This window comes from Chryseobacterium nakagawai, assembly GCF_900637665.1.
Taxonomy (GTDB): domain Bacteria; phylum Bacteroidota; class Bacteroidia; order Flavobacteriales; family Weeksellaceae; genus Chryseobacterium; species Chryseobacterium nakagawai.
The window spans coordinates 2006103-2019792 of sequence record NZ_LR134386.1 but is presented as its reverse complement, the minus strand read 5'-3'; the positions used below and the strand labels follow the sequence as shown (position 1 = coordinate 2019792).

Genomic DNA, 13690 nt, shown 5'->3' with positions numbered 1-13690 from the left:
AAAAAAACTACAACATTTAAACCAATAAAACACACTTACCAATAATCATAACGTTTTTAACAAAATAATAATCAAAATTCAAAATAGAATTTATAAAATTCATTTTCATTTTTCAAAATACCAAAAACAACAATAACATAAAAGACCACAAACAATAAAACCCTCCAATAACGGAAGGTTTTGTTGCTTATTTTATATTTTTAAATAATTTTAATTTCTATTTTTCAGTAAAATCCAACCTGAGCGTTGTTCTAATTTCTTATTGGCAGGGTTTTCCCACTGAACTCTATACCAGTAAGTCCCTGTAGGCAAATTGATTCCTTTTAGAGATCCTCGCCATATAACATCTCCTTTTGTTGCCTTGAAAACTTCAGCTCCATACCTATCAAAAATAGAAGCTGCAAAATCTTTATATCCACTGATTCCACTAAAATCTATAGTGTCATTTATTCCATCCATATTAGGAGTAATGGCATTGCTGAGTACGAAGGTGAAATAATCTATTGAAGTTCCACATTTTGCATTTTTTACTCTAACCATTAAATGGTACATTGTATTATCCAGGACCCCATTAAACACGTTTGAGCTTTGCCAGGTCACTCCATTATTAATAGAGTATTCTAAGGTGCCTCCTGTTGGGTTACTTGCTGTAAGTGTTAATATATTTTTATCATATACAACGTTGATAATTTCAGGAAGATCAGGATTGATAAGCTGCGCCGTAAAGACTTTAGAACATACTCCGTTACTAATTGTTACGGAATAAGTTCCTGCAACTTTTGTAGTAATCGTCTGTGTAGTAGCTCCCGTATTCCACAGATAGGTATAATTAGGTCCTGCTCCTGCATCAAGAATTCCATTATCTCCAGCACACACATATACATTTTCTAATGTAGACACAATAGCAGGAACTACTTCAATTTTCACTTTAGCAGCAACAAGAGAACTACATCCATTTCCTCCCAATGCAAATACAGAATACTCTGTAGTGATTGTAGGAGTTACTACCTGCGTATCTCCGTTTCCGGCAAGACCTACCCAATTATAAGTAATTCCACCTGTAGCGGTAAGAGTAACAGATTCACCGGCACATATTTTCATTTTGTCCGCTGAAACTCCCGCTATTGGAGGTCCTACCTGAACTATAACAGTTGCCGGTGTAGCAGAGGGGCATCCATTAGCTCCTATAGCAGTTACGGTATATGTCGTAGTAACTGTTGGTGATACAGTTTGTGTATTTCCGGTACCTGTAAGCCCATTTCCCCAAGCATAGGTAGCTCCACCAGAAGCAGTTAAAACTACTGATTCCCCTTCACATATACGAGAATGAGAAGATACAAGTGCTGCAACCGGTGCTACTTTATCCTGAGTTACTGTTACTGTTGAGTTATAAGAACAATTCAAATTTCCAGGCTGGAACACATTGGCAACAGTCAATGTATAAGTCCCTCCCGCACTTACTACAGGAGTAAGTGTATTAGCCCCTGATACAATATTACCACCAACAGTAGTCCAGGTAATCGTAGATCCAGCTGGCACTACAGAAGCTGATGCATTAAGCGTAATTTGAGGAGTTGTACAGGTGACCGTTTGTGGTGGTGCAATTGTCAAGGTAGTTTCTGCTGTTCTCAATAACTGTAGAGAAACTACATAGCTACAACCGCCATTGCTAACCCTTACATAGATTGTCTGATTTGCTGAAGTAGGTGAATATGTTGTAGGAGCTGCAATAGAATTAGCATTACCGGCATTAGCATCAGCCTGAATTACATAATAGGTAAATGTTACCCCTGTAGCTGTAGTAATTTGCCCTTCTGATTCTTTAAGGTTATAGGTTAACCCTGGCTGATAACACTTATGCAGAATTGCATTTTGTGCAGTAAACGGTTCTGACACTTCTATAGTGAGCGTTGCAGGTGTAGCAGAAGCACATCCGTTAGCACCAATAGCAGTCACAGTATATGTTGTAGTAACTGTTGGAGATACGGTTTGTGTATTTCCATTTCCCGGAAGACCTCCTCCCCAATTATATGTTGCTCCTCCTGAAGCCGTTAACGTTATAGATTCTCCTTTACAAATCTTTAATTTAGGAGCTGTAAGGGATGGATTGGGTGGTGCACTGTTTCCCGTCACCGTTACTGTTGCAGTCGCTGTACAGTTGATATTTCCAGGCTGATATACCTGTGATATCGTTAATGTATATGTTCCAGGTGCATTAATTACAGGATTTAGCGTATTTCCTCCTGAAACTATATTTCCTCCTGTAGTAGTCCAGTTAAATGTAGCCCCCGTAGGATAAACTGAAGCCGAAGCATCCAAGGTAATCTGAGAGTTAGCACAAGTCAATACTGAAGGAGGTACAATAGATCCTGTCATTTGCGGAGCTTTTACCAAAGTCAACTCAGCCACTTTAGCACAGAAACCATTTCTGACTCTTACATATACAGTCCCCCCCGCACTTTGATAAGTAGTGGGATTAGGAATTGTATTGGCATTTCCTGCATTAGCATCAGCCAGTGTTGTATAATAAGTAAAGACCGCTCCTGCTGTAGTACTTATTGCGGGCTGTGCTACAGGTAAATTAAATGTAGCATTTCCAGCTGCATAACAAGCTGTTAATGTAGCATTCTGTACTGTAGGGGAAGTTCCTCCCACAACAGTGATGGTTGCCTCTCCCGGACACGAGCTTCCCTGTATATATACTTTAACGGTATACACTCCGGGTTGAGTTGCCGTATAACTGGCATTAGTAGCTCCAGCAATAGGATTATTATTTAAAAACCATTGATAGGTTACATTAGGCACCTGAACAGAAGCTGTAAAAGTTTGTGGTGTATTATCACACATATTTACTGAGCTTGGAAGCTTCACGCCACCTGGTCCCAGAATGCTTACCCCTAAATCAAACGATCCAGCATCTAAAAAAACCGCCGAATCATAATTAGCATCCTGGAAATCAGCCAATACCATTTTAAAATGATAAGACTGCCCGGGAATCACTGTTGCTTTCGCTGTCAATGGAATGGTACGTCCATTAAAATTAGTTTCTATGTGAGCTGTATTTGTTCCTCCATAGTAAGCTTCATTTTTAGGTCCGCAATTAGGATACCCTGGGCGAATATTTGTTACACTCACTGGTCCTGCTCCACCTGGAAGCACTGCCATATTGGTATAAGTAGGATCACCTGCCTTTTTCAATAATAAAGCAAAACCATCCGTAATATTACATGGAAAATTATCCTGATATTCTTTCGAGGCAAATAAATATTTAAAGGTTATTTCAGAGGAAACAGCAATAAAATCAAATTCTATATAAGTAGCATTAGCCAGTTTGTCATTAGGAATACCCAAAGCAGTTGCCAGATCCAAATCTCCGCCTGTTCCCAGATCATCATTGAGATCTGAAAGAGGGGAATTTCCTGCATTTTTGGCAAATCCGGTAGAAAGAATAACTCCTCTATTGAATGGAAAATTCGTAGTTCCTTTATTGAAGTATCCCCAGCTTCGGCTCTGATTAGATGGAGGTAAATTTGGATATACCACTACATTACTTACATTATTACTAGCACATCCTCCGCCTGATATAAGGACATCTTTTACTAACTGAGTAATACTGTAAGAAGACTCAGGATAATTGGAAGTGTTTACATCTATAAAAGCTCCAGCTTTTGCAGTAGAACTATTATTTTTTGAAGGCACTCCTTTTTTTACCACCCTATTTTGGGCAAAAATAAAGCTCCCTATAAAAACAAAAAATAACACTAAAAATAAACTTCCTTTCCTCCTATTTAACATTTTATATTATTTTAAACAAAAATACTGTTTTTTTTGATTGAAATTCAATTTAACATTATTTACATTATTACTAATTCAAATTTATTAATCGTAGAATATCAACTTTATTTATTTTGATATCATAAAAAAAGACTGACAATACAGCCAGTCTTTCAATTATGATTTTAAATTATTCTATATTCTTTAGCAGGATCCAGCCTGTTTTCACCGTTGGCAATTTGCTTGCAGGATCTTCGAAGGTAACTTGATACCAATAGGATGAAGACGGGAGTCGTTTTCCTTGGAAATAACCATCCCAATATGGTCTGAACTTCTCGGCCCTGAACACTTCTTTTCCGTAACGGTCGAAGATCATACCACTGAATCCTTTATACTTTACAATTCCTCTGAAGTCAATAATATCATTAATATTATCCCCATTTGGAGTAATTACATTTTTCATCACAAAAGTAAAGTATTCAAGGAAGCCTACACAACTTGTATTCTTCACTCTTACACGAATAGAAATAATCTCGTTTTTAGGCACATTGGTAAACGTATTGGAAGACTGCCATGTAAGCCCATTATCTACTGAATATTCTAATATACCATTACTAGGATTGCTTGCTGTAAGAATCATAGTTCCTCTGTCATTATAATTGACTTTAATAATTTCAGGAACCACAGCCTTTATAACCTGTGTTTTAAATTCTTTAGAACAAACTCCATTCTTAATTGTCACTGTATATTCTCCCGGCTTATTAACCGAGATAGTCTGTGTAGTATCTCCAGTATTCCATTCGTAGGTATATCCAGGTCCTGAACCGGCATCTAAAGTAATCCTGTCCCCTTCACAGATATAACCACCCTTTAAGGTAGAAACAATAGCTGGCACTACCTCTATGGTAACTTCTGCGGGCGTTGGAGACTTACATCCCTGTGCTCCGATCGCATATACGGAATAGGTAGTTGTTTTAGTTGGACTCACCGTTCTTGTTCCATCTGTAACAGATGCTGTATCCTTCCATTCATATGTTACGCCACCCGTTGCAGTCATCAATACAGATTCTCCTAAACAGATTTTCAGTTTTGCGACATTCAGACCAGCAGTAGGGGTTGCCTCTTTATTCAAAGTCAACGTTGCAATCCTGCTACAGAATCCTCCATTAGTGACAAGAACATGCAACACTTCCCCATCATTGCCGTTATAGCTGGTGGTATTTTTAATGTTATTATTATTTTGAGCCTGTGCATCTGGCAATTTAGAATAAAAACGGACCACCGCTCCCGGCGTCGTAGTAATCATAGGTATTGCTGCATCTAGATTAAAAGTAGTCACCGCAGGTGTTGTACAGAGCTTAAGTACGGCATCCTGTACCGTAGGGCTTGTTCCTCCAATAACTTTAATCGTAGCTTCTCCAGGACACTGACTTCCTGGAGTCATTACTTTTATCAAATATACTCCCGGCTCAGTAGCAACATAGATCGCACTGGTTGCTCCAGGGATCAAAACGCCATCCTTATACCACTGGAAAGTCATTCCCGGCACGAGTTCCAATAGAGCTTTCAATGTCTTAGGGGTATTATCACACATATTGATTGTACCTGGCAGAGTTGCTCCATTTTCATCTACAATTTTAACTCCAATATCAAACGATCCTCCTTCCAGGAAAACTGCAGAATCTAAGCTTTGGTCTTTCCCATCCGCAATAACCATTTTGAAATGGTAGGTTTCCCCAGGAATTACAGTCGCAATAGCAGTTAAAGGGATCGTTCTCCCAGCATAATTGATTCCTAAGTGTGGCACATTAATTCCAGCAAAATAAGCTTCATTGATAGGACCACAGGAAAACCCTGGTCCGCTCGGAACAATATTCGTTGCACTCACCGGTCCTGCGTTTCCAGGCAATACTGCTAAATTAGTATAAGTAGGATCCCCTACTTTTTTCAACAAAAGTGCAAAAGCATCAGAAAATCCCTGGCAAGGGTAGCCTCCAGAATATTCTTCAGAAGCAAATATGTAATTAAATCTTACCTGAGTAGAATTAGGTACAAAATCAAATTCAAGAGAAACTGCATCTTTCAATTCTACAGTAGGATTAGTAGCAGCTACAAGATCAGGATCACTTCCTGAATCTACTTGTCCACTCATATCAGTAGTAAAGCTATTTCCGGCATCTTTTGCATAACCGGTCGTCAGTACAATCCCATCCTTAAAGGGAAAATCTGCTGTTCCTCTATTGAAGTACCCCCAAAATCTATCGGGATTAAATATGGTATGGTTAGGAGACACTGTAACATTGCTAATATTTGCTGTTGTACAGGTACTTCCTCCATTAATCAGAATATCTTTTACTAACTGTTCCGGAAAATACCCTGTAGCCGGATAGGGTGCAACATTTACATTTATAAAGTTACCCGCTTTCGCACTTGGTCCTGTAGGCTTTATTTTTGCAGTTTTTCTATTAGGACTTACCTGTGAGAATGCAGAAGCAGAAGTCAGTAAAAATGTGAAAAGAAAAAAGTAGTGTTTAAATCTATAATGCAACATTTTGATATGATTTTGCCCAAATGTAGCAAAAATAACGATATAAAATCAGCATTACAGACACTTATTATTCACTTTTTCATAAAAATCAACAATAAATATATTTTATTTTTAAACAAATTGTAAATAAAAAGAAATTTAATCCTAAAAAAAACAGATCAATACGATTGACCTGTTTCTATATTTCTAAATATTTTTAATTATTTATTCTTCATTTTTTAATTGATCGATCTCATTCTTTAGTTGAGCAATAATATCCTTTAAAGCCTTTATTTCATTTTTATTTGAACTTACATTGCTTTTCAGTATAGCATTTTTAGCCTTTTCATTGTGGTCTTCTTCCTCTTCTTCTTCGTTAATTTCTTCAATATCCTCGCTGATTTCTTCAATGTCTTCCTGAATATCTTCTATATCTTCATTAATCTCCTCAATATCTTCACTAATCTCTTCGATATCCTCACTAATTTCCTCGATATCTTCCTGAATATCTTCAATATCCTCCTGAATATCTTCAATTTTTTCATGACTTTTATTGACAGACATCTGAATGAAGATAGCCAGATAAATAGCTTCCAGAGAAAGTACCGTAGTAAGAATCAGCAGCATTTTATCAAAATCAACAATATTCAGCATCGGAAGCAAAAACGAAGTCACAAACAATAGAGTATGTACAATCAGAGATTGAATAGATCCTATCCATGATGTAATACTATCGGCTATTTTCTCAAGAACTTCACCTTTTTCGCTATATTTTTTCATCCTTTATATTTTTACAACAGTTCTTTAGTTACGCCTAATCCAAACAAGGCAAAATCATATTTTGCAGGATCTTTATCATCAAATTTTCGGATGGCTATATCCAGTTCTTCCACCGTTTTCCAATCATTCTGTGTTCTTTCCAGCAATCCCAGTTTTCTTGAAATATTTCCGGTATGTACATCTAATGGGATAGACAGGTATTTCTGATCAATATCTTTCCAGATTCCAAAGTCTACACCGCGCTTATCCTTACGTACCATCCATCTCAGAAACATGATGATTCTTTTGGCCGAAGAATTTTTATAAGGTGAACTGATATGCTTATGACTTCTATGTTTTTCCGTTTCCAGAAAACCACTTCTGAATCTTTCTATCGCATGCTGAAAGTTGGTTTCAGATTCTTTTATTGTGAACAGATCTTCCAGGCTTTCATTTTCTTTATAAATCCTGTTGAACTGCTTAATAAAGTAAGAAAAATCTTCTCCGTTAAAGGTTCTGTGAATACTTTTGTCCTGAATGTCTTTTAAATCTTTTTCGGAGTAATTCAATACAAAATCATAAGGAGAATTTCCCATGATATCAAGTATTTTATTGGCCGAATTGATGATCGACTTTCTGTTTCCCCACGAAATAGTTGCCGCTAAAAAACCTGCAATTTCAATATCCTGTTTTAATGAAAAACGGTGGGGGATCTGTATGGGGTCATTTTCTATAAAATCAGGAGCATTATATTGATCTGCCTTTTCATCCAGAAAGCTTCTAAGCTCTTCAAACTTCAACATATTTATTTAAATTTTTACACTTTCCAGCGCTTTTGGAAGAAATGAATTAGGAAAAATATTTCTTGCTTCATCGGTAAATACCGTTAGATCAGCATATCTGTTGGAGAAATGACCTAAAATCAGTTTTCCAACTTGGGCTTTCTGGGCAATTGTAGCCGCTTCCAATGCAGTGGTATGACCCGTATAATCCGCCATTTCCTTCAGATCATGAAGAAAAGTAGATTCGTGATACAGAACCGTAGCATTTTTAATGATTGGAATTACACTTTCAAGATAACGAGTATCACTGCAGAATGCGTATGATACTGGTGGAGCCGGATCAAGGGTCAGCACTTCATTTTTAAGAACATAACCATCGCTTAATACAAAATCCTTTCCTGCTTTTATGTTATGATAATCGCAGCTTTCGATTTCATTGTATTTGGCAATTTCTTTCATATTCAGATGTCTGTCCTTTGGTTTTTCTTTAAAAAGATAGCCATTACAGTAGATTCTGTGATCCAATGGGATCGTATATACCTCTACTCTATTATCTTCATATATTTTTTCGGAATAATCCTTATCCAGCTCATGATAAACCACCTCGAAACCACGATGCGTCTCCGTAATCTGAAAAATAGTTTCCATCATCTTTTTAATTCCTTTCGGACCATAGACATGCAATGGATTATCTCTTCCTAAAAGGCGAAAAGACGCGATAAGTCCCGGAAGTCCGAAACAGTGATCTCCGTGAAGATGAGAAATAAAAATATGATTGATCTTTGAAAATCTGGCTTTGGCTTTTCTCAGCTGCACCTGTGTTCCTTCCCCACAATCGATCAGGAAGAGCCTTTCTTCCATTTCCAACAGCTGGGCTGTGGGTGAGGTATTGATAGTCGGAATTGCTGAATTAAAACCTAATATTGTTAAATAAGTACTCAAATCAATTGTTTATTGTAACAAATGTACGACAGAAATTTTAAAACATATATTTTGCCGTTAAATTTAAGCAGGAAAAGCATAAAAAAACCACTTCTGCATAAAGGAGAAATGGTTTATATTTATCTGTAGTATTGATTAGTTCACTTTTATGAAGTCCATAAACAAATCTAGTGCCTGCTTACGGTGGCTAATCTTATTTTTATCTGCTGGATCCATTTCTGCAAAGGTTCTCTCATACCCTTCAGGAACAAATATCGGATCATATCCAAATCCTTTAAATCCTTTATTTTCCGTTAATAGATTTCCATGAACTCTTCCTTCAAAATATTGGGCCCCATTTTCATCATAGTAACATAAAACAGTCACGAAATAAGCTTTTCTGTTTTCTATTCCCTGCATTTCCTCCAATACTTTTTCGATATTTTTAGCAAAATCGTGATCTCCGGCATAACGGGCAGAAAATATTCCCGGTCTTCCATCTAAAGATTCTACCACAAGTCCGCTATCATCTCCTAAACTGGGAACGCCTGTCTTTTCAAAACAGTATTTAGCTTTAATCAAAGCATTGGCATGAAAAGAATCTCCATCTTCTATAATTTCTTCGTGAATATTATAATCTGTAAGGCTTTTAACAATACAGTCATCGCCTAAAATCTGCTGAATCTCTTCTTTTTTATGCTCGTTGTGGGTAGCTACCAATAATTCCATTTCTATATTCATTTTCAATTTTACTTTTATAACTGCTGTTGATTACATCTCAGAGTAATGCACTTTATATTTCTTCATAAAAAGATAGTAGAACAAAGAAAAAAGTACAATTCCTACGGCTAAAATCAGCCATTCTGAAACATTAAAAACTTTTGCAAAACTTTCCTCTTTACCATAAAGCACCAATAAGGATAGCGTTAGGTTATTAAATGCATGTAATAATATGGGCATCAATAAAGACTTGGTTTTATGATATACCAATCCCAAAACACATCCCAGCATTACAGCACTGATAAACTGCCAGGGATTTCCGTGAACGATTCCGAAAATAATAGATGCATATAAAATAGCTTTCCAAGGTGAGACTCCTTTATTAATCAATCCTTTCTGAATAATTCCTCTAAATATAATTTCTTCAAAAATAGGCGCCATAATCACTGTCATGATAATCATAACGACAGGATTATCTGTTAATTGGCTCATAAGCTGAGTGAAATATTCATAGAAATCTCCGAAAAAAGGCCCTGAAGTTGGAATCAGTGTTGTGGTAAACTCTGATATAAACATCATCCCGGCCATCATTGGAAAAATAAGGAGATACGTAGAAAAGTTAACGGATGAAAGGTTAAAATTAAGTTTCTGTTGGGTGGTTCTTCTTACAATAAAAAAATCAAAGAAAGCAATTGCCGTAACGAACCCTACAGAATTGGCTACCATCAGAAACCAGTCTTTCAATTCAAGATTTTCTTTGAATACCACTTTCCAAAAGGTACTGAATAAAGACACAGCCATCGTCCCCACAAACAATCCAACCACTAAAGTAACAGCGCCCAGCCATGTGAAAGTAAACTTCGGATACCTGCTATTTTCCATTCTTTTTCTCTGTAAAAGTTTATTCAAACAAAGATAATTTTTTTGAATGCCACAGGCAACTAAAAAATAAAATACTTAATTTAGCCTCATTACCATGAATATCACCAAAACAAATACAGAAATCCCTTTCCCCAGCGTTGAATCTGAAATTAACCGATGGGTTACTTTTATTCTACAGACCACCTATTGGGGAATGCTTATATTCTTCTTCTGTCTTTTCATTATAGGTCCAGCTTATGGAATCTATAACAAAGGAACTAAGATGATGCTTTCTGTAGCGCTAATATCCTGGGGATCTTCGATTTTGATTTTAATTCCCGTCATCAGACAATATGTCATAAGAAGAGAGAATATTGCCAATAAAATTGTTATAGACCATACAGGTCTTTTATTTTATAATGCAAAAAATAAAATCATACAACAAATATTGTATACAGAGCTTTGCTCTTCAAAACAAAATTTTGACATTTATACAGTTACCCCCATAGGTTCAACTATTATTCCCTTACTGGAAGTCACCGTCCAACAAGAAAAAAATAATGTCGAAACCAGACGTATAGATATGAACCTTCCTCTTCGTGTTCTGAAAAATAAAGTTACATTATACACCCATTTTTTGTATGGAATATCAATTTTTCGTCAAGATTTAAAAATAGATCCAATAACTCTTAAAAGCTTTTCCATTGACCCAAACACCTGGCATATTAACAGTAAAAAAGGAGTTTCATTGGGCGGCTGGCTATTTATTTTGGCAGTGATTGTTATTACCTGTATCCTTGTGGGAATTCCATTCTTATTGTATAAATTTAAAAACTGATATGACAGAAAAATTCCTGACCGTCACCTCTAAAGTTGATAAACCCATCACTTATCTTTTGATGGGACTGATGTGGGTAGTTGTCCTGATTATTATTGTCATCATCGGAGTTATTTTTGAAAATATGTATAGCCACTTCAGGGACTATTTAGAAAATGACCTCAGTACTTTTTTCATTCTTATTTTTGCTCAGCTTCTATTGGCGTTTTGTTTTGTAGCCATGATTATGAGTTTAACATATCGAAAAAAAGAACACATCCGAACCGCTGTTATAGATAAAAAAGGGGTTACTTTTTATAGTAATTCAGGCAATATTATCAATACCATTTCATATCATGACCTGCAACGGGTCAAAAATGGATCATACGACACTTATATATACAGCACAGGTGGAAAGTATCCCAAAACGTATTTGAATATATATCTTAAAAATCAATCAGGTGAAACTGCAATGACCCGTTTAGATTTCAACTTTGAGTATATTATTCTGAGTAATCAATTTGAAATGTATCGTCAGTTTTTAAGAGGAATCCAGTGTTTCCGGCCAGATCTAAGGATAAACCCTCAAACGATTGAACAATATAGTCTTACACCGGACTTTCCGCCGGTAAAAGACCCCCGTCTATTAGAATTTCTTATCGCATTTCTTATTACTTTTGCTATTCTTGCGTTAATTTACTCTATTTCGCTGCTTATATGGCGTTAAAATTATATTGAGAGGTTCATCACATCTTTTAATTCAAAGTAAAACAGACCGTGACAAAACGGAAAAATTGCTTATCATTTCAACTTTTACTTCTTATTATCAAATCTCTCTTTTTCCTCTGATTAATATTGCCCTCATTTAAATTTGAAAACCTCGCAAAAAATCACGATTTTTGCAACTTCAAAATACGATATGTCAGACTTAATCAAAGAAATACAAAAAAGAAAGACCTTCGGGATCATTTCCCACCCGGATGCCGGAAAAACTACTCTTACGGAAAAACTACTTCTTTTTGGGGGTGCAATTCAGGAAGCAGGTGCGGTAAAATCCAACAAAATAAAAAAAGGAGCTACCTCCGACTTTATGGAAATTGAAAGGCAAAGAGGAATCTCTGTAGCAACTTCCGTATTGGCATTTGAATATAGAGACCATAAAATTAACATTCTTGATACTCCGGGTCACAAGGACTTTGCTGAAGATACTTACAGAACTTTAACCGCTGTAGATTCAGTAATTGTTGTTATTGACGTGGCAAAAGGGGTTGAGGAACAAACTGAAAAATTGGTTAAGGTTTGTAGAATGAGAAACATTCCGATGTTGGTATTTATTAACAAACTTGACCGTGAAGGTAAAGATGCCTTCGATCTTTTGGATGAAGTGGAACAAAAATTAGGACTAACAGTTTGTCCACTTTCTCTGCCTATTGGTATGGGAAGTGATTTCCAGGGAATTTATAATATCTGGGAAGACAATATCCAGCTTTTCTTAGAAGAGAAAAAACAGAAAGTTGGAGATTCTATCCAGTTTGATGATATTAATGATACTTCAATTGATAATGTAATTGGAGAAAAAGCAGCAGCTACTCTAAGAGAAGAACTTGACTTAATCCAGTCTGTTTATCCTGAATTTAATCGTGAAGATTATATGAAAGGTGATTTACAGCCCGTATTCTTCGGTTCTGCATTGAATAATTTTGGAGTTCGTGAATTATTGGATGCATTTATTGACATTGCTCCAATGCCACAGCCTAAAGAAAGTGATACCCGTCTGGTAAAACCGGAAGAAAGCACTTTCACAGGGTTTGTTTTCAAAATCCACGCTAACATGGATCCTAAGCACAGAGACAGATTAGCGTTCGTAAAAATCGTTTCCGGAACATTTAAGAGAAATGAAAATTACCTATTGGTAAGAGAAGGTAAAAAGATGAAGTTTTCTTCTCCGAATGCTTTCTTTGCTGATAAAAAAGAGGTAGTAGAAGAAAGTTTCCCAGGTGATATCGTAGGTCTTCATGATACGGGAAGTTTCAGAATTGGTGATACGTTAACAGGTGGTGAGAAACTTAGTTTCAAAGGAATACCAAGCTTCTCTCCTGAACATTTCCGTTATATCAACAACAACGATCCGCTTAAGGCTAAACAATTGGCCAAAGGTATTGATCAGTTGATGGATGAAGGAGTTGCCCAGCTATTCACATTGGAAATGAACGGAAGAAAGATTATTGGAACTGTGGGAGCCCTTCAGTATGAAGTTATCCAATACCGTTTAGAGCATGAATATGGTGCAAAATGTACATATGAACCTCTATCTATGCACAAAGCTTGTTGGGTAGAAGCTGATGAGAAATCTGAAGAGTTTAAGGAGTTTGCAAGATTAAAGCAAAGATTCCTTGCCAGAGATAAATACAATCAATTGGTATTTTTAGCAGATTCTTCTTTCACGATTCACATGACTCAGGAGAAATTCCCGAATGTGAAGCTTCATTTTATCAGTGAATTCAGAGAGCATTAATTAAAGCAAAATTG

10 protein-coding genes are annotated in these 13690 nt (G+C 36.3%); 3 read left to right on the top strand and 7 right to left on the bottom strand.

Annotated features, from left to right (window positions below):
* Window positions 1-210: 210 nt before the first annotated feature.
* The 7 genes from EL260_RS09200 to EL260_RS09170 form a co-directional block, all read right to left on the bottom strand.
* On the bottom strand, window positions 211-3795 hold the full coding sequence (locus EL260_RS09200) for a choice-of-anchor L domain-containing protein (protein WP_123859896.1): 3585 nt from the start codon (window positions 3793-3795) through the stop codon (window positions 211-213).
* 169 nt (window positions 3796-3964) lie between these two features.
* The gene (locus tag EL260_RS09195; RefSeq protein ID WP_123859894.1) at window positions 3965-6325 is read right to left on the bottom strand and encodes a choice-of-anchor L domain-containing protein; all 2361 of its coding nucleotides are present in this window, start codon (window positions 6323-6325) and stop codon (window positions 3965-3967) included.
* A gap of 201 nt (window positions 6326-6526) precedes the next feature.
* A complete protein-coding gene (locus tag EL260_RS09190; RefSeq protein ID WP_123859892.1) occupies window positions 6527-7081 on the bottom strand; it encodes a DUF1003 domain-containing protein in 555 nt (184 codons plus the stop codon).
* A gap of 11 nt (window positions 7082-7092) precedes the next feature.
* Window positions 7093-7863 carry a TIGR02757 family protein gene (locus EL260_RS09185; RefSeq protein WP_394343541.1) on the bottom strand — a complete coding sequence of 257 codons (771 nt, stop codon included), beginning with the start codon at window positions 7861-7863 and terminating at the stop codon, window positions 7093-7095.
* A gap of 6 nt (window positions 7864-7869) precedes the next feature.
* Window positions 7870-8784, bottom strand: a complete 915-nt coding sequence (locus EL260_RS09180; protein WP_123859890.1) for a ribonuclease Z — start codon at window positions 8782-8784, stop codon at window positions 7870-7872.
* Between the two features lie 135 nt (window positions 8785-8919).
* Entirely contained in the window at window positions 8920-9504 is a 585-nt protein-coding gene (rdgB, locus tag EL260_RS09175; protein ID WP_394343540.1) for an RdgB/HAM1 family non-canonical purine NTP pyrophosphatase, read from the bottom strand.
* Between the two features lie 30 nt (window positions 9505-9534).
* Window positions 9535-10392, bottom strand: coding sequence for a CPBP family intramembrane glutamic endopeptidase (locus tag EL260_RS09170; RefSeq protein ID WP_228445381.1), 858 nt, complete (start codon window positions 10390-10392; stop codon window positions 9535-9537).
* Window positions 10393-10459: 67 nt separating this feature from the next.
* Between EL260_RS09170 and EL260_RS09165 the strand changes: the two genes are divergently transcribed.
* The 3 genes from EL260_RS09165 (at window position 10460) to EL260_RS09155 (ending at window position 13676) form a co-directional block, all read left to right on the top strand.
* Window positions 10460-11182, top strand: coding sequence for a hypothetical protein (locus EL260_RS09165; RefSeq protein ID WP_123859889.1), 723 nt, complete (start codon window positions 10460-10462; stop codon window positions 11180-11182).
* Between the two features lies 1 nt (window position 11183).
* Entirely contained in the window at window positions 11184-11888 is a 705-nt protein-coding gene (locus EL260_RS09160; protein ID WP_123859887.1) for a hypothetical protein, read from the top strand.
* Between the two features lie 192 nt (window positions 11889-12080).
* Window positions 12081-13676: a peptide chain release factor 3 gene (locus EL260_RS09155; protein WP_123859885.1), complete on the top strand. Its 1596-nt coding sequence runs from the start codon at window positions 12081-12083 to the stop codon at window positions 13674-13676.
* Window positions 13677-13690: the final 14 nt, after the last annotated feature.